This is a genomic window from Paenirhodobacter hankyongi (assembly GCF_003664585.1).
Classification (GTDB): Bacteria; Pseudomonadota; Alphaproteobacteria; order Rhodobacterales; family Rhodobacteraceae; genus Rhodobacter; species Rhodobacter hankyongi.
The window spans coordinates 93,139-117,407 of record NZ_RCHI01000014.1 but is presented as its reverse complement, the minus strand read 5'-3'; the positions used below and the strand labels follow the sequence as shown (position 1 = coordinate 117,407).

The 24,269-nt window shown below is 64.4% G+C and carries 25 protein-coding genes, 1 tRNA gene and 1 pseudogene; 16 read left to right on the top strand and 11 right to left on the bottom strand.

The genetic code is table 11. From position 1 onward, the window contains the following. Positions 1 to 438 precede the first annotated feature (438 nt). On the top strand, positions 439 to 1,671 hold the full coding sequence (locus tag DYS74_RS14110; RefSeq protein ID WP_121534331.1) for an ATP-binding protein: 1,233 nt from the start codon (positions 439 to 441) through the stop codon (positions 1,669 to 1,671). Continuing rightward, on the top strand, positions 1,646 to 2,320 hold the full coding sequence (locus DYS74_RS18495) for an HNH endonuclease (protein ID WP_147435511.1): 675 nt from the start codon (positions 1,646 to 1,648) through the stop codon (positions 2,318 to 2,320). Before DYS74_RS14110 ends, DYS74_RS18495 begins: the two co-directional genes overlap by 26 nt. Positions 2,321 to 2,518: 198 nt before the next feature. On the opposite strand, the gene DYS74_RS14100 is transcribed toward DYS74_RS18495, so the two are convergent. After that, positions 2,519 to 2,866, bottom strand: coding sequence for a helix-turn-helix domain-containing protein (locus DYS74_RS14100; RefSeq protein ID WP_183077543.1), 348 nt, complete (start codon positions 2,864 to 2,866; stop codon positions 2,519 to 2,521). A gap of 454 nt (positions 2,867 to 3,320) precedes the next feature. Next, positions 3,321 to 3,638: pseudogene (locus DYS74_RS18965) on the bottom strand (integrase); the annotation flags it as partial. A gap of 367 nt (positions 3,639 to 4,005) precedes the next feature. On the opposite strand from DYS74_RS18965, the gene DYS74_RS14090 reads away from it, so the two are divergent. From DYS74_RS14090 to DYS74_RS18705, 3 genes are all read left to right on the top strand, one after another. Further along, on the top strand, positions 4,006 to 5,262 hold the full coding sequence (locus tag DYS74_RS14090) for a nucleotidyltransferase domain-containing protein (RefSeq protein WP_121534328.1): 1,257 nt from the start codon (positions 4,006 to 4,008) through the stop codon (positions 5,260 to 5,262). 519 nt (positions 5,263 to 5,781) lie between these two features. Further along, positions 5,782 to 6,933 (top strand): SAVED domain-containing protein, encoded by a 1,152-nt coding sequence (locus DYS74_RS14080; RefSeq protein WP_183077542.1) that lies wholly within the window; start codon positions 5,782 to 5,784, stop codon positions 6,931 to 6,933. 116 nt (positions 6,934 to 7,049) lie between these two features. Then, positions 7,050 to 7,319, top strand: a complete 270-nt coding sequence (locus DYS74_RS18705; RefSeq protein ID WP_183077544.1) for a hypothetical protein — start codon at positions 7,050 to 7,052, stop codon at positions 7,317 to 7,319. On the opposite strand, the gene DYS74_RS14075 is transcribed toward DYS74_RS18705, so the two are convergent. The 3 genes from DYS74_RS14075 to DYS74_RS14065 all read right to left on the bottom strand — a co-directional run bounded on the left by DYS74_RS14075 (position 7,282) and on the right by DYS74_RS14065 (position 9,074). Next, positions 7,282 to 7,551 carry a nucleotidyltransferase family protein gene (locus DYS74_RS14075; protein ID WP_220668852.1) on the bottom strand — a complete coding sequence of 90 codons (270 nt, stop codon included), beginning with the start codon at positions 7,549 to 7,551 and terminating at the stop codon, positions 7,282 to 7,284. The genes DYS74_RS18705 and DYS74_RS14075 overlap by 38 nt on opposite strands. Before the next feature lie 714 nt (positions 7,552 to 8,265). Beyond that, positions 8,266 to 8,823: a metallophosphoesterase gene (locus tag DYS74_RS14070; RefSeq protein WP_121534324.1), complete on the bottom strand. Its 558-nt coding sequence runs from the start codon at positions 8,821 to 8,823 to the stop codon at positions 8,266 to 8,268. A gap of 175 nt (positions 8,824 to 8,998) precedes the next feature. Continuing rightward, positions 8,999 to 9,074: transfer RNA gene (locus DYS74_RS14065), tRNA-Lys, on the bottom strand. A 108-nt stretch (positions 9,075 to 9,182) separates the two neighbouring features. Here DYS74_RS14065 and dapF point away from each other — a divergent pair. From dapF to DYS74_RS14040, 5 genes are all read left to right on the top strand, one after another. Then, on the top strand, positions 9,183 to 10,022 hold the full coding sequence (dapF, locus tag DYS74_RS14060) for a diaminopimelate epimerase (RefSeq protein WP_121534323.1): 840 nt from the start codon (positions 9,183 to 9,185) through the stop codon (positions 10,020 to 10,022). Then, positions 10,019 to 11,278 carry a tRNA (N(6)-L-threonylcarbamoyladenosine(37)-C(2))-methylthiotransferase MtaB gene (gene mtaB / locus DYS74_RS14055; RefSeq protein WP_121534322.1) on the top strand — a complete coding sequence of 420 codons (1,260 nt, stop codon included), beginning with the start codon at positions 10,019 to 10,021 and terminating at the stop codon, positions 11,276 to 11,278. The genes dapF and mtaB overlap by 4 nt, the downstream gene beginning before the upstream one ends. An 89-nt stretch (positions 11,279 to 11,367) precedes the next feature. Then, a complete protein-coding gene (gene arfB / locus DYS74_RS14050; RefSeq protein ID WP_121534321.1) occupies positions 11,368 to 11,790 on the top strand; it encodes an alternative ribosome rescue aminoacyl-tRNA hydrolase ArfB in 423 nt (140 codons plus the stop codon). Positions 11,791 to 11,794: 4 nt separating this feature from the next. After that, positions 11,795 to 12,238, top strand: coding sequence for an NUDIX hydrolase (locus DYS74_RS14045; protein ID WP_121534320.1), 444 nt, complete (start codon positions 11,795 to 11,797; stop codon positions 12,236 to 12,238). A 102-nt stretch (positions 12,239 to 12,340) separates the two neighbouring features. Continuing rightward, the gene (locus DYS74_RS14040; RefSeq protein WP_245965289.1) at positions 12,341 to 13,813 is read left to right on the top strand and encodes an inorganic phosphate transporter; all 1,473 of its coding nucleotides are present in this window, start codon (positions 12,341 to 12,343) and stop codon (positions 13,811 to 13,813) included. Here the strand turns inward: DYS74_RS14040 and pncB are convergent. Next, a complete protein-coding gene (pncB, locus tag DYS74_RS14035) occupies positions 13,810 to 15,117 on the bottom strand; it encodes a nicotinate phosphoribosyltransferase (protein ID WP_121534318.1) in 1,308 nt (435 codons plus the stop codon). The two genes, DYS74_RS14040 and pncB, sit on opposite strands and share 4 nt — an antisense overlap. Positions 15,118 to 15,131: 14 nt before the next feature. Beyond that, complete coding sequence (pncA, locus tag DYS74_RS14030; RefSeq protein ID WP_121534317.1) at positions 15,132 to 15,740, bottom strand: bifunctional nicotinamidase/pyrazinamidase; 609 nt, start codon at positions 15,738 to 15,740, stop codon at positions 15,132 to 15,134. A 93-nt stretch (positions 15,741 to 15,833) separates the two neighbouring features. On the opposite strand from pncA, the gene trhO reads away from it, so the two are divergent. Then, positions 15,834 to 16,751, top strand: coding sequence for an oxygen-dependent tRNA uridine(34) hydroxylase TrhO (trhO, locus tag DYS74_RS14025; RefSeq protein ID WP_121534316.1), 918 nt, complete (start codon positions 15,834 to 15,836; stop codon positions 16,749 to 16,751). Here trhO and DYS74_RS18700 read toward each other — a convergent pair. After that, the gene (locus DYS74_RS18700; protein WP_183077541.1) at positions 16,736 to 16,888 is read right to left on the bottom strand and encodes a hypothetical protein; all 153 of its coding nucleotides are present in this window, start codon (positions 16,886 to 16,888) and stop codon (positions 16,736 to 16,738) included. The two genes, trhO and DYS74_RS18700, sit on opposite strands and share 16 nt — an antisense overlap. 156 nt (positions 16,889 to 17,044) lie before the next feature. Here DYS74_RS18700 and mbfA point away from each other — a divergent pair, with 156 nt between their 5' ends. The 5 genes from mbfA (at position 17,045) to DYS74_RS13995 (ending at position 20,943) form a co-directional block, all read left to right on the top strand. Then, the gene (gene mbfA / locus DYS74_RS14015) at positions 17,045 to 18,022 is read left to right on the top strand and encodes an iron exporter MbfA (protein WP_121534314.1); all 978 of its coding nucleotides are present in this window, start codon (positions 17,045 to 17,047) and stop codon (positions 18,020 to 18,022) included. A gap of 104 nt (positions 18,023 to 18,126) precedes the next feature. Next, complete coding sequence (locus tag DYS74_RS14010) at positions 18,127 to 19,041, top strand: AEC family transporter (protein ID WP_121534313.1); 915 nt, start codon at positions 18,127 to 18,129, stop codon at positions 19,039 to 19,041. 9 nt (positions 19,042 to 19,050) lie between these two features. Next, a complete protein-coding gene (gene fghA / locus DYS74_RS14005) occupies positions 19,051 to 19,881 on the top strand; it encodes an S-formylglutathione hydrolase (RefSeq protein ID WP_121534312.1) in 831 nt (276 codons plus the stop codon). After that, on the top strand, positions 19,878 to 20,333 hold the full coding sequence (locus DYS74_RS14000; protein WP_121534311.1) for a YaiI/YqxD family protein: 456 nt from the start codon (positions 19,878 to 19,880) through the stop codon (positions 20,331 to 20,333). Before fghA ends, DYS74_RS14000 begins: the two co-directional genes overlap by 4 nt. Beyond that, positions 20,326 to 20,943: an HAD family hydrolase gene (locus DYS74_RS13995; protein WP_121534310.1), complete on the top strand. Its 618-nt coding sequence runs from the start codon at positions 20,326 to 20,328 to the stop codon at positions 20,941 to 20,943. The genes DYS74_RS14000 and DYS74_RS13995 overlap by 8 nt, the downstream gene beginning before the upstream one ends. An 80-nt stretch (positions 20,944 to 21,023) precedes the next feature. Here DYS74_RS13995 and dxs read toward each other — a convergent pair whose 3' ends face one another. Genes dxs through DYS74_RS13980 form a run of 3 tightly spaced genes read right to left on the bottom strand, consistent with a single transcriptional unit; the run spans position 21,024 to position 24,062 of the window. Next, positions 21,024 to 22,934 carry a 1-deoxy-D-xylulose-5-phosphate synthase gene (gene dxs / locus DYS74_RS13990; protein WP_121534309.1) on the bottom strand — a complete coding sequence of 637 codons (1,911 nt, stop codon included), beginning with the start codon at positions 22,932 to 22,934 and terminating at the stop codon, positions 21,024 to 21,026. Between the two features lie 13 nt (positions 22,935 to 22,947). Further along, positions 22,948 to 23,754 carry a polyprenyl synthetase family protein gene (locus tag DYS74_RS13985; RefSeq protein WP_245965290.1) on the bottom strand — a complete coding sequence of 269 codons (807 nt, stop codon included), beginning with the start codon at positions 23,752 to 23,754 and terminating at the stop codon, positions 22,948 to 22,950. 59 nt (positions 23,755 to 23,813) lie between these two features. Further along, positions 23,814 to 24,062: an exodeoxyribonuclease VII small subunit gene (locus DYS74_RS13980; protein ID WP_121534307.1), complete on the bottom strand. Its 249-nt coding sequence runs from the start codon at positions 24,060 to 24,062 to the stop codon at positions 23,814 to 23,816. Positions 24,063 to 24,269 lie beyond the last annotated feature (207 nt).

Genomic DNA, 24,269 nt, shown 5'->3' with positions numbered 1-24,269 from the left:
GCTCTTCGCTGAAACGGCTTCTCTTCATCGTCTGTCTCCTTGGTTGGAGAACAGGCTAACCTCAAAACGAGGACGTTTCAGGGGAGCAGGTCAGTTGCTACCGACACGGGTGGTCGTGTCTCCGCCGCGCTTCAAGCCCAATAGCGCTACCGTCGACTTCTGGGATCGTTGGCGTGATGCTGAACCGGTTGCAGGAACGGAAGATGCTGTCCTCTCTTGGCGGAGACAGAGCAACCTCTAATTCCGGGAGTAGAGCCCGCAACTCATGGTTGATACCACTTTTCGAAATGGCATAGCGGAACAATTTCGAGAAGCTCGAAGTGAATGTCCGAAATGTAGTCGGTCATTTGGTTCTTTCTCATACTAAGTGAATTTACGTCGTTGCTGTTAGAAAACTTTAGGATTTTGGGTGAGATATAATATGCGCTGGAGGAGTTAATGGCGACGTTGGGCGATATTGAAATATATGGCCAAAAACGCGAAGAATCTGTCGCGATACTGGTTGGCCCGAATGGATCCGGAAAAAGCTCATTCCTTCGGGCTTTAGCAGAGTCTTACCGCCATGAGGACGTCATCGCTGTGTCGAACACGCCCCATGACCGGTTCGCTCGGATGAGAGGGGTCCGACGGATTTCAGCTGGTCGGCCCGATCATACGCCACCCAATATTGTGAAGCGTGCGCTCGCAAGTTCGCTCGATGCAGACGACTCCGCGTTCCATCAGATCAGCGCGATCATGGATTACTGTGGCTACGCCCCGCGCTTCGGGTTCCGGATCGAAAAGGCCGAACACTACGGATCGTCTTTTGAAGATCTACGATGGAAGTTGGATGGTTCCAGCAGCGGAACCACCGATGAACAAATGCTAAGGAATAAAGAACCGGAATACGATGAGCAACTGCGTCGCGCAGTCGACTTCCTCAGGCGTCACGACCTTGGAGAGTTCGTCTGGATCGACGCCACCCGCTCCGTGTTCGAGTTCAGCCTGGCAAGAGACTTTGTTCCTGTTCTGCGCCGCGAGGCTATCCTCCGCCGCCTTAAGGTCATCGGCCCTATAGAGGTAATGCTCCAACGCAACGATCCTTACCGCACGGTGATCGAGATGCGATTGGCGAGTTCAGGTCAGCTTACGCTGATTTCGTCGCTGCTGTTCCTTATCACCGAGGCCGGTAACGGCGCCATCATCCTAGTAGACGAACCAGAGAACAGCCTACATCCAAGCTGGCAGCGCACATATGTAGACAAGCTGATGGCCGCCATGGCTTATCGTGAGGCCACTCTCATCATAGCCACTCATGCGCCACTGGTGGTCACCGGCGCGCTTAGTGATGCTCGCGGCAAGGTATCAGTGTTCAGCGTGCGGGACGGCCAGCCCGTGCGCCTCAATATCGAATCCTCGGCCACGCCAAACAGTATAGAGGAGATACTTTGGGAGGCTTTTGGGGTGGTTACGCCTGCCAATCACTTTGTTAGCGAAGAAATCGTCCGAGCAATCTCGCGCTTCGAGGAAGATGAGATCGATAAGAAAGAGGTTCTTGAGCTGATCAACGCATTCGAGAAGCCTAGCTTCGAAGAGCAGCAACGTCGCTTTTTCGAGGCTGTGCGCAAGCTCGTCGATAAGGTCGAACGGAAGAAGGCTGGTATTGATGGCGGAGAAGATGGTTTTGTCTGATCCATACGTGCCCAGCCTCGACACTTGCGTATTTACCGACGGCGAAAAGGCTGCGATCGCGAGGGCGCTTGAGACCGAGAAGCCTTGGGATTGGAGGCCAGGAGGGGCGGAAGAGGAAAACCTTCGTTCTGCGAAAGTCAAGATCCGAGATCTTCATCTTGCGCGCCATGGTGACCGATGCTGCTACTGCCGATTTCCGCTACACGGTGGCGGACATTTTATCGTCGATCCCGAACATGTCCTGCCAAAGTCGCGCGATACCTACCGCCCTCTCGCTTACACTGTTTGGAACCTCGGCATTGCATGCAAGCGTTGCAATATGAAATACAAGCGTGCGAATATCGACTTCGTAGTCGACGCAATCAGCGCGGCAGCATTCCAAGATGGCGCCAACTATCGTCTGATCCATCCAAACTTCGATCTATACAAGGACCACATTTCGATAAGCATCGAGATGAACGACGATATGACCCTCATTAAGTATACGACGCACCCGGGAAGCGAGAAAGGCGCATACACCTACGACTATTTTAATCTTCGGGAGCGTGAGGTCGGTACCTTTGATGCTGCGCAGGGGCGCGATGTTCCCGATGAGCTCGGGAATAGCGCGGGGGAGGCGCAGAAACTTGCGCGCGAGCATGGCCAGTAGAGCGACAACTGTCCGTGCCCTCTGGGGTGCGGTCGCAGGCCGTGCTGCGTCCCGCACGACCGACTGGCTTGCCCAGCCGTTGCGCCGCGCCGAACGACGGCTTCGAGAAAAGGCGCGTCAAGGCGCTACCGGCGGTTATGGGCCGGATGCTTCGGCTCCTAGCGTCGGGTGCGACCGGCGGCTATCGGCTGAATTGTTTTAGCGGCGAGAAGAGGCTGGCTGGAACAGGCGCTCAGTCTTCGCATCAGCGCTGTTGTCTATGGCCTTGCGGATCCGCTCGGCCGGCGTCTTGGCTGGTGGATTGATGTGCGCGAGCGGCGCTCCGAGCACCTTGGCGATGCGTGTCAACGTATCATCGCGACCGGTACCAGTCGGCCCGGACTCGATTCGGGCAATTGCCGCCTGAGTTATGCCGACCTTGTCTGCAAGCACTGCCTGGGTCAGGCCTGCATGGCGCCGCCACGCAGCAACGGGGTTGAGACCCAGATTCAGATGTTGCTCGACATCATCAGGGATATTCATTGCTTCCTCCTCGATCTTCGCCACCGCTCTCTCAGCAAGAGAGCAAACGGCGTCCCAATCTTTGCGCGGGACGATCACCATTTCCGTACCGTCAGGCGCCAAGAAACCCTGCGCCTCGAACTTTGACGACTCTACCATGTGAACTCCGTTGGCCTTTATAAGTGAAATAACACATATTCACTTTTCGTCAATGAATCTGTTGTTTTTGTTGTTTCTGAAAGGCGGACAGGACGGACACTGATGTGGTGATCTACGATGCGGTTATTGGTGCAACGGCCGCGAATCCCCCTAAAGTTCCCGATCTGTGAGGCGGCTAGGCACCAGATCCCGCCGTTGCGGCGAATGACGGCTAAGCGGGCTGCGTCCGCAGCATTCCTAAGGCCGGTCGAGTGACCGATATGGGCCGGGTGCATCGATCAGTTCGTCGTCGTAGAGGGCGGGGAGCAGAAGTTCGTTGCAGGCTGTTGTAACTGCAACTCAGCGACCGTCGCATCGTCTCGGTGATTTCGAAGCGCACGGGCTTTTCCCTCTTGCTCTGGGTGACAGATGCGCGTTCCTTCACCCTTCCCGCGGCAAAGACGTCTCGGACCTTCAGCCAGGCCAGGTCGCATCCCAGAAGTTTGCTGTCCACGGCCAAGTTGAATAACGCCAGGTCGCGTCGGTTGCCTGCCATCTCTAGGCGGACGCGGATCGACCAGACGTGTTTTGGCAGCAGGTGGCGCCTCTGGCCTATGATGCGCCCCTTGTTTAAGGCGGGACGTTCGGGCCGGATCGCTGGAAGATAGTCGGCGGACATGGTGTTACCTCCTGTCCTCCAGCCCCGCCGTGGCTTCGGATGATCCGACCAGATCGATAGTATCACCAGACGCCTGAGCCGCTCTGGGCAGCTTTGCGGGCCGAACGCCCCCCACAAACGCTGCGGGCCTTGGACTACTTCGGCTCCGGGTGTGGCTCTCACACATCGACGCAATGGCTTCTCGGCCGCTGAAAGCTTGGTCTGCCTAGTCGGAGCCAAAGCACAACAAGTTGTTAGATGGTATCTACATCCGTCCACAGAAGGTGGTGACCAGAGGCGTCTAGTTGCCTGATAGCTGATTCTGGTGTAGCGTTAGCACTCTCGCCCCTCGACTGCTAACGACCCGTTCTGTGATCAGGAGGTTGACTTGCCTTTCGACGCCACCGCCCCGAACCTTGATTTCCTTTTGATCGCAACCGCCATCGAGATGGAGTTGAGTGATCGCGACCTTCAAGTTGCTTCGAAGCGCTACAACCTGATTGCTGAGCACCTCCAACGACCAGGAGGAGCCTTGGCAGATTACATGAACGATGCACTGGTTTATGCGCAGGGCTCACGTGCCATCGGGGCGACGATCGTTGACGGCAGTTCGGATGATCGCTTTGACTTGGACGCGATACTGGAGTTTCGCGCGCCGCCCGCCTGGCAACCAAAGCGGGTTCTGGATGAACTATTCGACGCCTTCGAAGGCTTCCCCGATGTCCGTAAAATCGTTCGTTGCACCAGATGCGTGCAGCTGCAGTTTGCCTTCATGCATCTCGATGTGACCCCGATGGCCCCATTCGCAGCGCCAAGGCAAGAACGAGCAGGAGACATCTACCATAGTCCTGACAAGGGAGCAGACGCACTTTTCAGCGTGAACCCTTATGGTTTTGCACAGTGGTTCCGGCAAACTGTTAAGCTGCCGAGCCACCAGTTTCAGGATCAGGTGCGCGCAATGCGTAGCCAGATGAGCATTCCTGATCGTATCGCGCTCAACGCCGTTTTTGCTGACGCCGAGACAGACAAGCTACCTGAGCCCATCGACCCGCTTCGTGATGCCCCCCAAGTCATCGCCCTGAAGCTCATAAAGCGCTATCTCAATCTGCGCTACGCGCCTCGTGACCGAAAGCGCCCTGTGTCGATATACCTGTCCAAGGTTGCAGCGGAAATACCCCTGAATATCTTCGGGCTTTGCGCGCAACTCGAGGCCCTAGCTTCGGAACTCGATCGGCGCATGGCTGTTGCATTGGCCAGCGGCCAACGGCCGGAAGAGCGTAACCCGGTCTTCCGGGACGAAAACTTTAATGACCGGTGGCCGAAGGATGCGACAGACTTGGTAGTCTTCCGCGGCGATCTGCAGCACCTGCTTGCTGAACTTGCGCGCGCCCGAGAGGCTGAGCTGTCAGAGATCCAAGAGATTTTCGATCAGCTCTTTGGAGAACGTGTGACCCAGAAAGCTATGCAGAAATATCTGGATGGGCTATCCGACAAGGCCGCGCCAGCCGCGTATGAGAGGGGCAAGGGTTTCCTCGCGGCCCCGGCTCTCGTTGCCACGTCAGCACCCGCTGTGGCTAGTGCGGTAGTGGCGCCTCAGGTTTCGAGAGCACCAGCTCACAGTTTTCACTCTGGATTGCTCAAATGATCCAGAAGCGGGTCAAACCGCGGTCTCCACATGCGCAGCTGACTCGGATGTCTTCGCGTTGGCCGGACTTTGTGTTTGCTCTGTCCCTCGACAACACCACAATGATCTGGGAAGGGAAGCTGAGGGGCTTTCAGAAGTCCTACTTGGTTTCCGTTCAGTGGCGCTTCCGTGAAGCTGGCGTTGTACCGCATGTTTTCATTCTCGATCCCAAGCTGCGACCGCGATCTGGGGGACGATATGAGGATATTCCGCACCTGCTGTTCAACCGTCGAAACCCAACAGAGTCAGCGCTTTGCCTCTACGACCCGGACGCCAAGGAATGGAATCCGACGATGTTGATTGCGGACACAACCGTGCCGTGGGCATCAGAGTGGCTCCACTATTATGAGTGCTGGCACTTGGATGGCATATGGCGAGGTTCCAACGCGCCGGGACCGAAATGTATTGGAGAACTTTATCCGGCCGGTGCCCCGGACGCGGCGCCGACCTCAGCGCAAAGCATCTAGCCGGAGTTGTTTTATGACTGAGTCCGCCTCCAAGAAAGGTCGTCACGGGACAGTAGGTCCGCGGGCCGAGAAAATTGTATGGGCTCGGGCGGCCGGTAGATGCCAGATTTGCAATGACAGCCTGATCGGACACCTTATCTCCGGCAGCCGCACCGCGAATAAGGGCTACATCGCGCACATCATCGGCTCCAGCGAGGATGGGCCCAGAGGTAACGCTGACCAGTCTAAGGCCCTGGCCAAGGATCCGGATAATGTCATGTTGCTCTGCGATGGTTGCCACCGTGTGATTGATCGCGACGAGCGCGATAAACACTCGGAGCCGGTGTTACGCAGGATGAAAGCCGCACACGAGGCCTGGATTGCGCGATCCGTGGGCCTACGCCCTGCCAGCCAGTCACACATCCTGCGGTTTACGAACCAGATTGCTGCCAATGAGACGGCGATTCCAGTCGATATGTGTATTGCGGCTATGCAGGCAATTGGTCGGACGCCAGCCAGTTTCGATCCGATAGACCTGAAGCTTGGCATTACCGGTCAGCAAGATGACGGTGAACTGTTCTGGGCCGTTGAGCCAGACGATCTGGTGCGGTTCTTTCAGGAGAGGATAAAAGGCCGCATCAATAGCGGGCAATATCGTCACATCTCCGTATTCGGCTTCGCACCGATGCCCCTCTTGATGAAGCTTGGTCAGCTGCTTCCGGATATCCATGATGTCGAGATCTTTACCCGACACCGGGAACCAGAACCGTCCTGGACCTGGCGTGAAGGGGCATCCGAGATGGACTCTAGACTGATAGAAGGGACGCCCGGCGGGAAGATGGTGGCAATAAAGCTGTCCATAACTGATCGCATTTCCGATGATCGGGTTACGTCCGCTATTCCAGACGCTCCCCTATCGATCTGGGAAATCACCTGCGCAAGCCCGCGGCACGACGCGCTGCGAACGCGTGAAGATATGAGTCAGTTTCGTGAGGTCGTGCGCTCAGCCTTCAACCGTGTGAAAGAGGTGCATGGTGAGGATACGCAAGTGTTCGTCTTTCCGGCGGCTCCTGCTGCATGCTGCATCGAGTTTGGGCGTTGCTGGCAGCCGAAAACTCATCGTCCGATGGAGATCTTCGATCAGGTTCAGGATCGCGGCTTTGTTCGACGGCTGCGCATTGAATGAAACTCCGACGCATCGCCGCGCCGATTTCCGTCCAGCCTGGATTCATTGTGAATGACCTGGTCTCCTGAATCCTCCGCGGTTTGAAGTTAATCTGTTTCTCGAACGAGGTGGCGGACATGAGACGATCGAGGTTCAGCGCAGATGCCATCATCGGCATCCTGAAGGAGCATGCATCGGTGGCGCCGACCCACCGCGATGCAGCCCTGGGCGCGAATGGCCGCTTCAGGAAGGCTGCATCAAGCATTATGCGAGTCATCGACCGGCAGCTTCGGGCCGTTTTGACATTCGTTCCCCGAATCGCAACTCAACTCGCCCAGCTTCAAATCCGCATCGGAGAAGTTGGCGACGTCAAACTGGAACGGCTTCGCTCAGCACACGATATCTGACCCGTTCAGGTAGATCTCGGGGTGTTCTGACATCAACTCTGACGTCTAAGGCTTCCTCGAGTGCTTCCTGCAACCCGCCTAGGTCGAAGAGAGTGGTTTGAGGCATAGGATCCACCAAGATGTCGAGATCGCTATCCTCCCCGTCTTCTCGACGAAGCACAGAGCCGAAGACGCGAGGATTTGATGCGCGATGTTGCGCGACAAGTTGCCGGATAACATGGCGACCCTGCATTAGAGCCTGCGAAGGTTTTTCCGGCACATCTCCCATCCCTCATGTCCTTCAAGACTTCGAATATCGACCTCGGAGCTAAGTGGTACGAAGCGTATGGGCTCTGGGTCATTCAATCAACCCGATGAACGGAAACAAAGGGGGCGGGCGGAGGTCACCTTCGAAGCACGGCCTCACAGTGGAGATGACCCACAATAACTTACCAATGGGCCATCCACGCCCCGCAGATCCGGCTCACCTAGGCGAGGAGCCTGCCGCGCTGCCGCATGACCGGTTCGAGCCCATTTCTGACGGTCGCTTCTATCGCAACAGACCAAGCCGTCTGCACAGACCAACAAGCGCTACGGCAACGAGCGAACTTAGACCAGCAAGGATGGCCCAATACCAATTGGGAGCGTCTTCAGGAAAATAACCAGCGCCAATGTAAACTATAAGCCAGATGGCGACCGCTTGGACGAGATAGGTCGGCGTTTTACTCATGTCCACCTAAAATCCGAAACCAACCGTGGCAATGCACTGGCGAAATTATATCTGATTTTTCCTCAAAGCAATGTCCGCTTTGTCCGCGTTGCTGACCTCCGCCTGCAGGGCCATGTTGCACAATGCCTCGAATGGCCAGTTTGGTGAAGCTGCACCGCAGCGATCGCCAACCCTGGCGAACGGTCGCTGTGGGCTGGGTATGTCGCCGATGTCCATTCTAGGAAGCGCCGCGATCTCTCACGCTCTCGGCTCCACGTCTTTCCAGTGCTTGTGCTTCGGCAATGCCTTTGCGCGTCGTGCAGCCTCGGCAATCGTGACAGGCGCATAATCCCAGACATCGACCCCGACGTTGAGACTGTTGGCGCTGCCTTGCCAGTGTCCGTGAACGTGCCCGAACAGATGCAGCGCGCCTTTCCTTGCGCCATTCCACGTCATCATCGGGTAATGGCAGAGCGTGACCGGCAGGGGGGCGGCGAGGTCCGCCACTTCGGCGAGCAGGGAAACGCTGTCCCAAGGCAGCGCCTGCGTCAGCGGGCCGTCGTGATTGCCGACGATCAGGTGCCGTCGCGCACCCGGAAGCTGCGCGTAGAGCGCGAGCAGCCAGTCGGGATCCTTGGCCTTCGGGCCGAAAGCGAAATCGCCGATGACCCAGAGATCGTCTTCGGGCCCGACCTTCTGCCAGAGCGCCTCGATCAGCGCGGCGTCCATATGCGCCGTGTCGCGGAACGGGCGCCGGGCGTCGGGGGTGATGCTCTCGTGCCCGAAATGGAGGTCGGCGGTGTACCAGAAGGTCACGGGGATCGGCCTCGTGCGAAGGTCGCGAGACTTCAGTCTCGGATCCGACGCAAGAAAACAGATGCCAACCGGGAAATGGCCCTTGGCGAAATTATCCGCCAAGGCATCGTCCAACGGACAAAACCCTGTCACAAATGGCCCGGGCAGCTGTCACCCGACATATCTTTGGAAACAGTGGTGAGCCGTGCAGGATTCGAACCTGCGACCCACTGATTAAAAGTCAGTTGCTCTACCAACTGAGCTAACGGCCCACACGTTGGGGCGGTCTCTACAGGCAGCCCCCCGATGGGTCAAGACGCTGCCCTCGAAAAAAATCGCAGCACTGGAAAAATCACCCCGGCGGGTCTATATGCGCGGCCATGACCGACATGCGCACTCCCTCCGCCGGCCTGCCCTTCCTGAAGATGCACGGCCTTGGCAATGATTTCGTGGTGATCGACGCCCGCACGGGCGACGACCCGGTGACGCCGGCGCTCGCCCGTGCGCTTGGCGACCGGCATCGCGGCGTGGGCTTCGACCAGCTTGCGGTGATCCGGCCGGCGACGGAGACCGACTTCACCCTCGAGTTCTGGAACTCGGATGGCTCGATTGCCGGCGCCTGTGGCAATGCCACGCGCTGCGTCAGCGACTGGATGATGCGCGCGCTTGGCCGCGATGCCGTCAGCCTGACCACCGCGCGCGGCACGCTTTACGCCCGCCGCCGCGACGACGGGCTGGTGTCGGTGAACATGGGCGCGCCCATCCTGGACGCCGCGGCGATCCCGGTTGCGGGCGACCCGATGGCGCTGCCGCTTGCGGGCGCCCCGGTTGCCGTGGGCATGGGCAACCCGCATTGCATCTATTTCGTCGAGGACGCCGAGGCGGTGGATGTCGCGGGGCTTGGCGCCGTGATCGAACATGACCCGCTGTTCCCCGAGCGCACGAATGTCGAGTTCGCCTCGCGTCTCGGCCCCGATCACCTGCGGATGCGGGTGTGGGAGCGTGGTGCGGGGATCACCCTTGCCTGCGGCTCGGGCACCTGCGCGACGGCGGTCGCGGCGCATCTGAAGGGGCTGACCGGGCGGCATGTGATCGTCGATGTCGACGGCGGCCGGCTGGAGATCGACTGGCGCGAGGACGGGGTCTGGATGACCGGCCCGACGGCGCTGGTCTTCGAGGGGCGGCTCACGCCCGCTTTCCTCGCGGCGGTCGGGGCATGAAACCGCCGGTCTTCGCCACGCTCGGTTGCCGGCTGAACGCCTATGAGACCGAGGCGATGAAGGAGCTGGCTGCGGCGGCGGGGGTCGAGGGCGCGGTCGTCGTCAACACCTGCGCCGTCACCGCCGAGGCGGTGCGCAAGGCCAAGCAGGAGATCCGCCGCCTTGCCCGCGAGAACCCCGGCGCGCCGGTGATCGTCACCGGCTGCGCGGCGCAGACCGAGCCCGAGACCTTCGCCGCGATGGCCGAGGTGACGAAGGTCATCGGCAATCACGAGAAGATGCAGCCCGACACCTGGGCCGGGCTGGTCCCGCAAGGCCCCGATTTCATCGGCGAGACCGAGAAGGTCAGCGTCGACGACATCATGTCGGTGAAGGAGACCGCGGGCCATCTGATCGACGGATTCGGCCGGCACCGCGCCTATGTGCAGGTGCAAAACGGCTGCGACCACCGCTGCACCTTCTGCATCATCCCCTTCGGCCGCGGCAATTCGCGCTCGGTCCCCGCCGGCGTGGTGGTCGAGCAGATCCGCCGCCTTGTCGACCGCGGCTTCAACGAGGTTGTGCTGACCGGGGTCGATCTGACCTCCTGGGGCGCCGATCTGCCCGGCGAACCGCGGCTTGGCGATCTGGTGATGCGGATCCTGAAGCTGGTGCCCGACCTGCCGCGGCTGCGGATCAGCTCGATCGACAGCATCGAGGCGGACGAGATGCTGATGCAGGCGATCGCGACCGAGCCGCGCTTGATGCCGCATCTGCACCTCAGCCTGCAGGCCGGCGACGACATGATCCTGAAGCGGATGAAGCGACGCCACCTGCGCGACGACGCGATCCGGTTCTGCGAGGAGGCGCGCAAGCTGCGCCCGGGCATCGTCTTCGGCGCCGACATCATCGCGGGCTTTCCGACCGAGACCGAGGCGATGTTCGAGAATTCGCTGAAGCTCGTCGACGACTGCGGGCTGACCTTCCTGCACGTCTTCCCCTATTCGGCGCGCAAGGGCACGCCGGCCGCGCGGATGCCGCGGGTGGCGGGGCCGGCGATCAAGGAGCGGGCCGCGCGGCTGCGCGCGAAAGGGCAAGAGGCGCTCTTGCGTCACCTCGAGGCCGAGGTCGGGCAGGAACGCGCGGTTCTGGTCGAGGGTGGGCTGGCCGGGCGGACCGAGTATTTCACCGAGGTCCGGTTCGACCGCGAGATGCCCGAGGGCACGATCCTGACCCTGCGCATCACCGGCCACGACGGCGAAAAATTGCGCGCCTGAGCGGGGCTCTGCCCCGCACCCCGAGGTATTTGCGGCAAGATGAAGCAGGGCCTCTTTCGTTTTCACCCGAGGTGGTTAGGGTTTCCCGCATGTTGTGGATCAATGACAGCGTGGCGATTGCCGACTGGGAGCTGAGCGAGAGCTTCAACCGCGCGCAGGGGCCGGGCGGGCAGAACGTCAACAAGGTGTCGACGGCGGTCGAGCTGCGCTTCGAGGCGGAGCGCTCGCCCAATCTGACCGCGCCGGTGAAGGCGCGGCTGAAGCGGCTGGCCGGGCGGAAATGGACGCTCGACGGGGCGATCGTGATCCGCGCCGAGGAGACCCGCAGCCAGCTGCGCAACCGCGAGATCGCGCGCGAGCGGCTGGCCGAGATGATCCGCCAGGCCCTGATCGCGCCGAAGCGGCGGGTGGCGACGAAGCCCACGCTCGGCAGCCAGCGCCGGCGGCTGAAGGCAAAGACGGTGCGCGGCGAGGTGAAGTCCCTGCGCGGTCGGGTGGACGAGGAGGGCTGAGGCGATGATCCGGTTTCGCGAGATCGTGTCGGGGCTGATGGGGCGCCGGCCGAGCCCGCTGCAGGTTGGCGCGCTGTGCCTGCGCCACCGCAAGGGCGCGCCCGAGGTGCTGCTGATCTCCTCGCTCGACACCGGGCGCTGGATCATCCCGAAGGGCTGGCCGATGCGCGGGCGCAGCCTCGCCGGCGCGGCCCTGCAGGAGGCCTGGGAAGAGGCGGGGGTCCGTGGCCGGGTGCGGCACGAGGCGCTTGGCAGCTTCAGCTATGACAAGGTCCGCTCGGGCGGGCTGGCGCAGCGCTGCGAGGTCCGGGTCTTCGCGATCGAGACCGAGGCGGTGGCCGAGCGCTTCCCCGAGATGGGCCGGCGCCGGCGCGAATGGCTGCCCCCGGCCGAGGCCGCCGCGCGCGTGTCCGAGCCGGAACTGCGGAACATTCTGCGCGCCCTGTGACCATTCGAGCGTTGTCTTGAACGGCCAAACCGGCTACTCGCGCCACGACTGTGACGGTTCGGTTGCAGTTTCGTGACAATGCGCAGGGTGCAGGGGGACAACGTGGCCACGCCGCCGGTGAACCAGTGGAAGACGCTCGACAAGGATCTGAAGCGGATCGGCCGGCTCGAGGAGGCAACGCAATTCGTCGCACGGCCGCTGGTGGCGCCGGGCCTTGCGATCGCCTTCATCGTGCTGGCGGGGGTCGTCGCGGGGCTGGTGATGGGCGCGCAGCCAGGGCACCTGATCGTGGTCGCGGCCGCGGTGATCGGCGCCTACATGGCGCTGAACATCGGTGCGAACGATGTCGCCAACAACATGGGCCCGGCGGTCGGCGCGAATGCCCTGACGCTGGGCGGCGCCCTCATCATCGCGGCGGTGTTCGAGACCGCCGGCGCGCTGATTGCCGGCGGCGACGTGGTCAAGACCGTCTCGACCGGCATCCTTGCCCCGGGCGCGGTCAGTGATTCCGCGCATTTCATCTGGGCGATGATGGCGGCGCTGCTGGCCGCGGCGCTGTGGCTGCATCTGGCCACCTGGCTTGGCGCGCCGGTCTCGACCACCCATTCGATCGTCGGCGGCGTCGTCGGCGCCGGCGTCGTGGCGGCGGGGGTCGGCGCGGTGAACTGGGGCGCGCTCGGCTCGATCGCGCTGAGCTGGGTGATCTCGCCGGTGCTGGGCGGGGTGGTCGCGGCGGCCTTCCTCGCCTTCATCAAGGCGCGGATCATGTATGTCGAGGACAAGATCGCGGCGGCGCGGCTGTGGGTGCCGGTGCTGATCGGGATCATGGCCGGCGCCTTTGCCGCCTACCTTGCGATCAAGGGGCTGAACAAGCTGTTCCACGTCTCGCTCGGCCTCGCGACGCTGATCGGGCTGGCGACCGGGGTCCTGTGCTGGGCCGCCTCGGTGCCACTGATCCGGCACCAGTCGGAAGGGCTCGAGAACCGCAAGCGCTCGCTGCGCAAGCTGTTCTCGCTGCCGCTCGTCGCCTCGGCGGCGCTTCTCTCCTTTGCGCATGGTGCGAATGACGTGGCCAATGCGGTCGGCCCGCTTGCCGCCATCGTGCATTCGGTCGAGGTCGGCGACATCGCCTCGACCGTGGGCATCCCGGTCTGGGTGATGGTCGTCGGCGCGCTCGGCATCTCGGTCGGGCTGATGCTGTTCGGGCCGAAGCTGATCCGCCTTGTCGGCTCCGAGATCACCAAGCTGAACCCGATGCGCGCCTATTGCGTGGCGCTCTCGGCGGCGGTTACGGTGATCGTGGCAAGCTGGCTCGGCCTGCCGGTCAGCTCGACCCATATCGCCGTCGGTGCGATCTTCGGCGTGGGCTTCTACCGCGAATGGCACGCCGAGCGGCGGGCGCGGATGCTCGGGCTGCAGAAGGGCAAGCCGGTGCCGCCCGAGGAACGCTCGCGCCGCCGGCTGGTGCGACGCTCGCACATGCTCACCGTCGCCGCGGCCTGGATCGTCACCGTGCCGGCCTCGGCCGGGCTCTCGGCGCTGCTCTACCTGCTGATGATCGCCTTCGCGCGCTAGACCACGACCTTCATCGCCTGCTGCTCGCCGACGCCGAAGACCCGCTTGTACCGCGCGATCTCCTCGGCGGGGCCGGTGGCCTTGCTCGGGTTGTCCGACAGCTTCACCGTCGGGCGCCCGTCGGCCGAGACCGCCTTGCACACCAGGCTGAAGGGGGCGAGCGCGTCATTCGGCACCAGCCCGCGGAAGTCGTTCGTCAGCAGCGTGCCCCAGCCGAAGCTGACCTTGACCCGCCCCGAAAAGAGGCCGTGCAGGCGCTTCATCTCGGCCACGTCGAGCCCGTCCGAGAAGATCACCAGCTTCTGCCGCGGGTCCTCGCCACGCGCCTTCCACCAGGCGATCGCGGTCTCGGCGCTTTCGACCGGATCGCCCGAGTCGATGCGGATGCCGGTCCAGCCCGCCAGCCAGTCGGGCGCGCGTTCGAGGAACCCCTTCGTGCCGAAGGTATCGGGCAGGATGATGCGCAGGTTGCCGTCATGCTCCTCGTGCCAGTCGGCCAGCACCTTGTAGGGCGCCTGGCTCAGCTCCTCGTCGTTCTGCGCCAGCGCGGCATAGACCATCGGCAGCTCGTGCGCATTCGTCCCCACCGCCTCGAGGTCGCGCCGCATCGCGATCAGGCAGTTCGAGGTGCCGGTGAAGGCGCCGCCCTTCGCGGCATCGCCCAGCCCCTCGATCATCGCCTGCACGCACCAGTCCTGCCACAGGAAGCCATGCCGGCGCCGGGTGCCGAAATCGGCGATCTTCAGCCCGGGGATGGTGCGCAGCTCCTCGATCTTTTCCCACACCCGTGCCATGGCGCGGGCATAGAGCACCTGCAGCTCGAAGCGGCGCATCTGGTTCAGCACGGCGCGGCCGCGCAGCTCCATCAGGATCGCGAGCGCCGGGATCTCCCACATCATCACCTCGGGCCACTTGCCCTCGAAGGTCAGCTCATACTGCCCGTCGCGTTTCTCGAGATGATAGGGCGGCAGCTGGAAATTCTCGAACCACTCCATGAAGTCGGAGCGGAACATCTGCCGCTTGCCATAGAAGGTGTTGCCGCGCAGCCAGGTGCTTTCGCCCCGCGTCAGCCGCAGCCCGCGCGCGTAATCGAGCTGCTCGCGCAGCTCGCCCTCGTCGATCAGCTCGGCCAGACGCACGTCCCTGGCGCGGTTGATCAGGCTGAAGGTGACGGTCGTGTCCGGCTTGTTGCGGAAGATCGACTGGCACATCAACAGCTTGTAGAAGTCGGTGTCGATCAGCGAGCGCACGATCGGGTCGATCTTCCACTTGTGGTTATAGACGCGGGTGGCGATGTCGACCATGGGGCGGGGTCCTTTCACTTCTCGAGCACGACGCCCGCGGCGCGCATCGCGTCCCGGGCCGCGGCCAGCGATCCGGCAAGGTCGATCGCCCGGCACGCGCCTTCCAGCACGCGGGCGCGGAAGCCGAGCTTCGCCGCGTCGATCGCCGACCAGGCGACGCAATAGTCGAGCGCCAGCCCGACGAAGGTCAGATCGGTGATGCCGCGCTCGCGCAGATATCCGGCAAGCCCGGTGGGGGTGGTGTGGTCATTCTCGAAGAAGGCGGAATAGCTGTCGACCTCGGCGCGGAAGCCCTTGCGGAGGATCAGATCCGCCGGGTCGATCGACAGCCCCGGATGGAAGGCCGCGCCCGCGCTGCCCTGCACGCAATGCACCGGCCAGAGCGTCTGCGGCCCATAGGCCATCTCGATCGTCTGGAACGGCGTGCAGCCCGCATGGATCGCGGCGAAGGAGCTGTGTTCCTCGGGGTGCCAGTCCTGGGTCAGCACGGTGACCGGCAATTCCTGCATCAGCGCGTTGACGCGCGGGATGATCTCGTCGCCGCCCGCCACCGCCAGCGCACCGCCGGGGCAGAAGTCGTTCTGGATATCGATCACGATCAGGGCTTCGGTCACATCGGCCATGGCGCTCTCCCTTGGTTTTGCAATGGGTAAGGCCCATGGGCGGCGGGGTCAATCACGCTTGCGGGAGGGCGGGACGGCGGCGTAAGGGAAGCCATGTTCACCGTTGCCGCACTTTACCACTTCACCCGCTTCGACGATCCGGCCGCGCTGCGCGGCCCGCTGCTGGCCTGTGCCGAGGCGGGCGGGGTGCGCGGCTCGCTGCTGCTGGCCCGCGAGGGGATCAACGGCACCGTCGCCGGCCCCCGCGCGGGCATCGACGCGCTCCTTGCCCATATCCGCGCCCTGCCCGGCTGTGCCGGGCTGGTGTGGAAGGAAAGCGGCGCGGCCGAGATGCCCTTCGGCCGGATGAAGGTGCGGCTGAAGCGCGAGATCGTCACGATGGGCGAGCCCGACGTCGACCCGCGCGCGGCCGTCGGCCATTACGTCGAGCCCGCCGAGTGGAACGCGCTGATCTCCGCCCCCGATGTCGTGGTGATCGACACCCGCAACGATTACGAGGTCGCCATCGGCAGCTTCGAGGGCGCGATCGACCCGCAGACGAAGTCTTTTCGGGATTTCCCGAAATGGTGGAAGGAAAACGCCGCCCGCTTTCACAACAAGCGTGTGGCGATGTTCTGCACCGGTGGCATCCGCTGCGAGAAGTCCACGAACTACCTGCTGGCGCAGGGTGTCGAGGAGGTCTTCCACCTGAAGGGCGGGATCCTGAAATACCTCGAGGAGGTGCCCGAGACCGACAGCCTGTGGCACGGCGACTGCTTCGTCTTCGACGGCCGCGTCAGCCTGCGCCACGGGCTGCGGCAGGGCGACTACGAGCTTTGCCACGCCTGCCGCCGCCCGCTTGCCCCTCCCGACCGCGCCCGTCCCGAGTTCGAGGACGGCGTCAGCTGTCACCACTGCCTTGGCGAGTATTCAGACGCCGACCGCGCCCGGTTCCGCGAGCGCGCGCACCAGATCCGCCTGGCCGGGGAACGCGGCAGCGCGCACCTTGGGGCGGTTCACCGCCCCGACTGACCGGCGCCCGTCGTCTGCGTCACCGGCGCCTCTTGGCTCGGGAAGCTGAAACGCGGAAGGTCGATGCCGAAGCCGCCCGCGGCTGCGGCACGGACGGTCAGGGCAAGCACGAAGAGGCCGGATGCGATGCGGTTCATGAGGTTCTCCACGATCTGAACTTGTCGGTTCACCTTCGCAATCTGAACCAGAAAGTTCAGATTCGCAAGCAGATAGTGAACTGGGAAGTTCAGATTTCGCAGTTGCAAAACATCCGCCCCCGGCTATTTTGGAACCATTCTAAAAAGGACGTCTCGATGATCCCCGGATTCGCCTCCCGCCGCCGTTTCTCGGAATTGTCCGAGCAGGAAGTCCTCGCCCTCGCGATCTCGTCCGAGGAAGATGACGCGCGCATCTATCGCCTCTATGCCGAGAAGCTGCGCAAGCAATACCCGGCCTCGGCCGCGGTCTTCGACGGCATGGCCGCCGAGGAGGACGAGCATCGCCGGCGCCTGATCGAACGCCACCGCGCCCGCTTCGGCGAGGTGATCCCGCTGATCCGGCGCGAGCATGTCGCGGGTTTCTATGCCCGCAAGCCGGTCTGGCTTGGCACCAATCTCTCGCTCGAGACGATGCGCGGCGAGGCCGAGTCGATGGAGCGCGAGGCGGCGAATTTCTACACCCGCGCGGCGCAGCGCAGCTCGGACGCCGACACCCGCAAGCTCCTGGGCGATCTTGCCGCGGCCGAGCAGGGCCACGAGAAGAAGGCCGAGGCGCTCGAGGCCGAGCACCTGACCGGGGATGCGAAAGCAGAGGAGGACCGCGCCGCCTATCGCCAGTTCATCCTGACCTGGGTGCAGCCGGGGCTGGCCGGGCTGATGGATGGCTCGGTCTCGACGCTGGCGCCGATCTTCGCCACCGCCTTCGCCACGCAGAACTCGCACACCACGCTGCTGGTCGGGCTTGCCTCGGCGACCGGCGCCGGCATCTCGATGGGCTTCACCGAGGCCGCGCATGACGACGGCGTCATCTCCGGTCGCGGCAGCCCGCTGAAACGCGGCCTTGCCTCGGGGCTGATGACCGCGGCAGGCGGTTTCGGCCATGCCCTGCCCTATTTCATCACCGATTTCTGGACCGCGACCACGGTCGCGATGATCGTGGTGTTCATCGAGCTCTGGGTGATCGCCTGGATCCAGAACAAGTACATGGAAACGCCGTTCCTGCGCGCCGTGCTGCAGGTGGTGCTGGGGGGCGCGCTGGTCTTTGCCGCGGGCTCGCTGATCGGCGCCGGCTGAGCCGGCGGCAGCCGGGTCACGGCGTGTCTTTGAGCCAGGAAAAAGCCCGGGCCGCAAAGGGCCCGGTGCTGGCGTGGCGGCGGGGCCCATGCTAGCCCTGTCGCATGCTGGCGATTTTTCTCAAGACACTTCCGTTCTTTGGCCTGATCGGGCTTGGCTGGGCCGCCGGACGGGCACGGATGTTCCCGGCCGAAGCGACGGCCGCGCTGACGAAATTCGTCTTCTATTTCGCGCTTTCGGCGATGCTGTTCCGCTTCACCGCAACGCTGCCGATCGAACAGCTGTTCGACCCGGCCTTCTTCGCCGCCTATCTGAGCGGCTCGGCGCTGGTCTGGGGGCTTGGCTTTGCCGTGGCGCGCGCCCGCCGCCGGCCGCTCGCCGAGGCCGCGATGGAGGCCCACACCGCGATGACCGGCAATACCGGCTTTCTCGGCGTGCCGATGCTGGTGGTGCTGCTCGGACCGCAGGCGGCGGGGCCGGTGCTGATGGTGCTCTCGGCCGACATGATCGTCTTTTCGACGCTGATCACCGCGGTCATCACCGGGGCGCGGCATGGGCGGATCGCAATGTTCCCGATTTTTCTGGGAATCCTGAAAAATCCAATGATTGTCTCGATGGCCGCGGGGCTTGCCTGGGCGGGGCTGCATCTGCCGATGCCCGCGCCACTTGCCGAATTCCTGACACTGCTGGGGGCCGCAGCCACACCCGGCGCGCTTTTCGCGATCGGCGCCTCGCTTGCCGGCAAGTCGGCCGAGCGCGCGGGGCCGGCGCTGTGGCTCTCGGCGGCGAAGCTCTTCGTGCATCCTCTGGCCGTCGGCGGCGCTGCGCTGCTCTTTCATGTCGAGCCCTTCGCCGCCGGCGTGATGGTGGCCGCCGCGGCCTTGCCCGTCGCCGGAAACGTCTACATTCTGGCGGCACATTACGCCGTCGCGCCGCAGCGGGTCTCGACCGCGATCCTGATCTCGACGGCGGCCAGCATTCTGACCATTCCGGGCGTCATCGCCTGGATCACACGATAGGAGGTGCCGATGCGCACGGTTTCGGAAAACAAGTGCTTCGGCGGGGTGCAGGGCGTCTATAGCCACACGTCGGAGGTCACCGGCACGGAGATGACCTTCGGCCTGTTCCTGCCGGCCGAGGCCGAGACGCGCCCGGTGCCGGTGCTGTGGTATCTGTCGGGGCTGACCTGCACGCATGAGAACGCGATGGTGAAGGCCGGGGCACAGCGCCATGCGGCCAAGGCGGGCATCGCGCTGGTCTTCCCCGACACCTCTCCGCGCGGCCCGGGTGTGGCGAATGACGAGGCCTATGACCTGGGGCAGGGCGCGGGGTTCTACGTCAACGCGACCGAGGCGCCCTGGGCCGAGCATTACCGGATGTGGGATTACGTCGCCGAGGAGCTGCCCCGCGTCGTCACCGCCGCCTTCGACATCGACGAGGAACGCCAGGGCATCACCGGCCATTCGATGGGCGGGCACGGGGCGCTCACGCTCGCCATGGGGCTGCCGGGGCGCTTTCGCTCGGTCTCGGCCTTCGCGCCGATCGCACAACCCACGCGCAGCGACTGGGGCCGCAAGCAGCTGACCGCCTATCTTGGCGCGGATGAGACCGCCTGGCTTGCGCATGACGCCACCCATCTGATGCGCGAGACGGGCTTTGACGGCGAGGTGCTGATCGACCAGGGGGCGTCGGACCAGTTCCTCGACCTGCTGCGCCCCGAGGCGCTGGCTCAGGCGATGGCCGCACGCCGCCAGCCCGGCGCCTTCCGCATGCAGGCGGGCTATGACCACAGCTATTTCTTCGTCGCGACCTTCATCCCCGATCACGTCGCCTTCCATGCTGCGGCGCTGACGCGGTGATCTGGGTCGATGCCGATGCCTGCCCGGTGAAGGCCGAGGCCGAGCGCGTGGCGACGCGGGCCGGGGTGCCGATTGCCTTCGTCTCGAACGGCGGGCTGCGGCCCTCGGCCAATCCGCTTGTCACCATGGTCTATGTGTCCGAAGGACCGGACGAGGCCGACAAGCACATCGCCGAACGTGCGGGGCCGGGCGATGTGGTGATCACCAACGACATCCCGCTCGCCGCGAAATGCGTGGCGGCGGGGGCGCGGGTGCTGCGTCCCGACGGCTCGGCCCTGACCGAGCGCAACATCGGCGAGGTGCTGGCGATGCGCGACCTGATGTCCGACCTGCGCTCGGCCGATCCGTTCCGGCAAGGCGGCGGGCGGCCGTTTTCAAAGGCCGACCGGGCAGAATTCCTGCAGGCGCTGGAACGCGCGGTGCAGGCGGCAAAGAGGGACCCCCATGGTTGACGCAGTGATCTTCGACATCGGCAACGTGCTGATCGAATGGCAGCCCGAACGGCATTACGACACGCTGATGCCGCGAGAGGAGCGCGAGGCGATGTTCGCCGAGGTCGACCTGCACGGGATGAATGATATCATCGACAGCGGCGGCCCGTTCCGCGAGACGATCTATGACTGGGCCGAGCGTTATCCGCGCTGGTCGCGCTGGATCCGGCTGTGGCACGACGACTGGATCCGCATGGCGACGCCCGAGATCCCGCACTCGGTCCGGCTGATGAAGGCGCTGCAGGCGAAGGGCGTGCCGGTGTTCTCGCTGACCAATTTCGGCATCGGCTCGTTCGACTATGCGACCGGCTTCTACCCGTTCCTGCGCGATTTCGACCGTGCCTATGTCTCGGGGCACATGGGGGTGACGAAGCCCGACCCGAAGATCTACGAGATGGTCGAGGCGGACAGCGGCCTTTCGGGCGCGCAGATCCTGTTCACCGACGACCGCGCCGACAACATCGCCACCGCGCAGATCCGCGGCTGGAAGACGCATCTCTTCGAGGGGCCCGAGGGCTGGGCGAAGCGCCTTGTCGCCGAGGGCCTGCTGAGCGAGACCGAGGCCGCCTGACATCTGCCCGGGCGCTTCGGCGCCCGGTCTTTTTCCTGGCCCGAATACTCCCGCCGGAGGCGCCCTTCCGCGCCCCCCGCTCAGGCCCGTTTCGCCACGGCGACGCCCAGCAGGTCGAGCACCTTCGCCTCGATCTCGGGGGCGTTCATACCGGCACTGCGATACATGTCCTCGGGGCTTGCGTGGTCGATGAAGGTGTCGGGCAGCACCATCGAGCGGAAGCGGAAGCCGCGGTCAAAGACCCCGCTCTCGGCCAGGAATTGCGCGACATGGCTGCCGAAGCCGCCGATCGCGCCTTCCTCGATGGTGAGGATCGCCTCGTGCTCGGCCACCAGCCGCAGGATCAGATCGGTGTCGAGCGGCTTGACGAAGCGGGCATCGGCCACGGTCGGGGCCAGCCCGCGCGCCGCCAGCGCCTCGCGCGCCTTCAGCACCTCGGCCAGTCGCGTGCCATAGCTGAGGATCGCGACGCGCGCGCCCTCGGCCACGATCCGGCCCTTGCCGATCTCGAGCGGCACACCCGCCTCGGGCATCTCGACGCCCATGCCCTCGCCGCGCGGATAGCGGAAGGCGATCGGCCCCTCGTCATGCGCGGCGGCGGTGGCGACCATGTGGACCAGCTCGGCCTCGTCGGCCGCGGCCATCACCACCATCCCGGGCAGCGAGGACATGAAACCGATGTCGAAGCTGCCGGCATGGGTCGCGCCATCGGCGCCGACCAGCCCGGCGCGGTCGATGGCGAAGCGCACCGGCAGGCGCTGCACTGCGACATCATGCACGATCTGGTCATAACCGCGCTGCAGGAAGGTCGAATAGATCGCGCAGAAGGGCTTCATCCCGGCCGCAGCCAGCCCGGCCGAGAAGGTCACCGCGTGCTGCTCGGCGATGCCGACATCGAAGCAGCGGCGCGGGAAGCGCTCGGCGAACAGGTTCAGCCCGGTGCCCTCGGGCATGGCGGCGGTCACCGCGACGATCTTCTCGTCACGCGCGGCCTCCTTCACCAGGCTCTCGGCAAAGACCCGGGTGTAGGAGGGCGCGTTCGACGGCGCCTTGACCTGCACCCCGGTCGCCACGTCGAAACGGTTCGTCGCATGGCCGCCATCGGGGCGGCTTTCGGCCGGGGCATAGCCCTTGCCCTTCTTCGTCAGCACATGGATCAGCACCGGCCCCGTCGCCCGCGCCTTCAGCATCCGCAGCAGCGGCAGCAGCGCATCGAGGTCATGGCCGTCGACCGGCCCGACATAGGTGAAACCGAGAGCCTCGAAGAGCGTGCCGCCGACGGCCATGCCCTTGAGCATCTCCTTCGCCCGGCGCGCGCCTTCCTGCAGGGTCTCGGGGAGCAGGCTGACCGCGCCCTTCGCCACCGCCTTCAGGTCCTGCATCGGCCCCTCGGCATAAAGCCGGGTCAGATAGGTCGAGAGCGCACCGACCGGCGGAGCGATCGACATCTCGTTGTCGTTCAGCACCACGAAGAGCCGCTTGCCGAGATGGCCGGCGTGGTTCATCGCCTCGAAGGCCATGCCGCCGGTCATCGCGCCGTCGCCGATCACCGCAATCGCATCGCCCGTCGGCGCGCCCAGCTCGCGCGCCGCGGCAAAGCCCACGGCGGCCGAGATCGAGGTCGAGCTGTGCCCGGCGCCGAACGGGTCATAGGGGCTTTCCGAGCGCTTGGTGAAGCCCGAAAGCCCGCCCTTGGTGCGCAGCGTGCGGATGCGGTCGCGCCGGCCGGTCAGGATCTTGTGCGGATAGCACTGATGGCCGACGTCCCAGATGATCTTGTCGCGCGGCGCGTCGAAGACAGCATGCAGCGCCACGGTCAGCTCGACCACGCCCAGCCCCGCGCCCAGATGCCCGCCGGTGACCGACACCGCCGAGACGGTCTCGGCGCGCAGCTCTTCGGCAAGCTTGCGCAACTCGCGATCGGTCAGCGCCTTGAGGTCAGAGGGCAGCTGCACGCGGTCGAGGATCGGGGTCTTCGGGGTCTCGCTCATCGGCACTCCCGTTTCATCTGTCGCGCGAGATAACGAAGCGCGCCGTTTCCCGCAATGTTTCGGCCTTCTCGCCATAGGGCGCAAGGGCGGCTTCGGCCTCGGCCACCAGCGCCGCGGCGCGGGCCTTCGCACCGGCAAGGCCCAGCAGCGAGACGAAGGTCGCCTTGCCCGCCTCGGCATCCTTGTGCAGCCGCTTGCCCGCCACCTCTTCCGACCCCTCGACATCGAGGATGTCGTCGGCGATCTGGAAGGCAAGGCCAAGCGCCTGTGCATAGGTGGCCAGCGGCGCCCGGTCGGTGCCGGCGAGGATCGCCCCCGCCTCGGCCGAGAAAGAGATCAGCGCGCCGGTCTTGCCCGCCTGCAGCCGGGTGATCTCGGCGAGCGTCAGCGGCGCGGGCGCGGTCTCGGCCGCGATGTCGAGCATCTGGCCATGCACCATCCCCGCCGCGCCCGAGGCCTGCGCGAGCGCGGCGACGAGCGCGATGCGCCGCTCGGCCGGGCCAAGCACCGGCTCGGCGCAAAGCTCGAAGGCGAGGGTCTGCAGCGCGTCGCCCGCAAGGATCGCCGTCGCCTCGTCCCATTTGCGGTGCACCGTGGGCTGGCCGCGGCGCAGGTCGTCGTCATCCATCGCCGGCAGGTCGTCATGCACGAGGCTGTAGGCATGCAGCGCCTCGACCGCCACCGCGGCAGGCATCGCCTGCGCCGCGGGAATGCCGAAGAGCGCCGCCGATTCGAGCACGAGGAAGGCGCGCAGCCGCTTGCCGCCCTGCGCCGCATAGCCCATGGCATCGTGCAGCGGCCCCTCGGGGAACCGCGTCATCGCCTGCGTGAGCGCCGCGCCAACGGCCTGCTGCGCCGCGTGAAGACGGGTGTCGAACATCACAGGCCTTCGACCGGCACCGTGCCCGTGGGCGCGCCATCGGCGCCGAGGGTGATCTTCTCGACCCGCTCCTCGGCCTCCTTCAGCAGCGCAGCGCAGCGCGCCTTCAGCGCCGCACCGCGCTCGTAGAGCCGGATCGAGGCATCGAGCGGCACCTCGCCGCGCTCGAGCTGCCCGACGACGGTCTCGAGTTCCTTCATCGCCTGTTCGAAGCTCATCGCCGCAATGTCGGCATCGGTCGCGGTCATCGCATTCTCCCTTGCTTGCCGGACGGGATGCCACGGACGGGGGCGGTTTTCCAGCCAAACCATGCGCGCCGCGGCGGAATCGCGCCAAATAGAAAGGGCCGCATGCCTCCGGCAGCGGCCCCCGAGATCTACGGAGATGGTCCGGTTAGGGTCTGGATCAGATCCTCCGTCCCAGCCAGGGTTCTCGACCCTAGGGTTTGCCCTCAG

What these genes read in the sequence shown, in the direction of transcription:
- DYS74_RS14110 (WP_121534331.1), top strand. Translation starts at nt 439, where the DNA reads ATGGCGACGTTGGGCGATATTGAAATATATGGCCAAAAACGCGAAGAA.
- DYS74_RS18495 (WP_147435511.1), top strand. Translation starts at nt 1,646, where the DNA reads ATGGCGGAGAAGATGGTTTTGTCTGATCCATACGTGCCCAGCCTCGAC.
- DYS74_RS14080 (WP_183077542.1), top strand. Translation starts at nt 5,782, where the DNA reads ATGACTGAGTCCGCCTCCAAGAAAGGTCGTCACGGGACAGTAGGTCCG.
- DYS74_RS18705 (WP_183077544.1), top strand. Translation starts at nt 7,050, where the DNA reads ATGAGACGATCGAGGTTCAGCGCAGATGCCATCATCGGCATCCTGAAG.
- DYS74_RS14075 (WP_220668852.1), bottom strand. Translation starts at nt 7,551, where the DNA reads ATGCAGGGTCGCCATGTTATCCGGCAACTTGTCGCGCAACATCGCGCA.
- dapF (WP_121534323.1), top strand. Translation starts at nt 9,183, where the DNA reads ATGACCGACATGCGCACTCCCTCCGCCGGCCTGCCCTTCCTGAAGATG.
- mtaB (WP_121534322.1), top strand. Translation starts at nt 10,019, where the DNA reads ATGAAACCGCCGGTCTTCGCCACGCTCGGTTGCCGGCTGAACGCCTAT.
- arfB (WP_121534321.1), top strand. Translation starts at nt 11,368, where the DNA reads ATGTTGTGGATCAATGACAGCGTGGCGATTGCCGACTGGGAGCTGAGC.
- DYS74_RS14045 (WP_121534320.1), top strand. Translation starts at nt 11,795, where the DNA reads ATGATCCGGTTTCGCGAGATCGTGTCGGGGCTGATGGGGCGCCGGCCG.
- pncB (WP_121534318.1), bottom strand. Translation starts at nt 15,117, where the DNA reads ATGGTCGACATCGCCACCCGCGTCTATAACCACAAGTGGAAGATCGAC.
- pncA (WP_121534317.1), bottom strand. Translation starts at nt 15,740, where the DNA reads ATGGCCGATGTGACCGAAGCCCTGATCGTGATCGATATCCAGAACGAC.
- trhO (WP_121534316.1), top strand. Translation starts at nt 15,834, where the DNA reads ATGTTCACCGTTGCCGCACTTTACCACTTCACCCGCTTCGACGATCCG.
- DYS74_RS18700 (WP_183077541.1), bottom strand. Translation starts at nt 16,888, where the DNA reads ATGAACCGCATCGCATCCGGCCTCTTCGTGCTTGCCCTGACCGTCCGT.
- mbfA (WP_121534314.1), top strand. Translation starts at nt 17,045, where the DNA reads ATGATCCCCGGATTCGCCTCCCGCCGCCGTTTCTCGGAATTGTCCGAG.
- DYS74_RS14010 (WP_121534313.1), top strand. Translation starts at nt 18,127, where the DNA reads ATGCTGGCGATTTTTCTCAAGACACTTCCGTTCTTTGGCCTGATCGGG.
- fghA (WP_121534312.1), top strand. Translation starts at nt 19,051, where the DNA reads ATGCGCACGGTTTCGGAAAACAAGTGCTTCGGCGGGGTGCAGGGCGTC.
- DYS74_RS13995 (WP_121534310.1), top strand. Translation starts at nt 20,326, where the DNA reads ATGGTTGACGCAGTGATCTTCGACATCGGCAACGTGCTGATCGAATGG.
- dxs (WP_121534309.1), bottom strand. Translation starts at nt 22,934, where the DNA reads ATGAGCGAGACCCCGAAGACCCCGATCCTCGACCGCGTGCAGCTGCCC.
- DYS74_RS13985 (WP_245965290.1), bottom strand. Translation starts at nt 23,754, where the DNA reads ATGACGCGGTTCCCCGAGGGGCCGCTGCACGATGCCATGGGCTATGCG.
- DYS74_RS13980 (WP_121534307.1), bottom strand. Translation starts at nt 24,062, where the DNA reads ATGACCGCGACCGATGCCGACATTGCGGCGATGAGCTTCGAACAGGCG.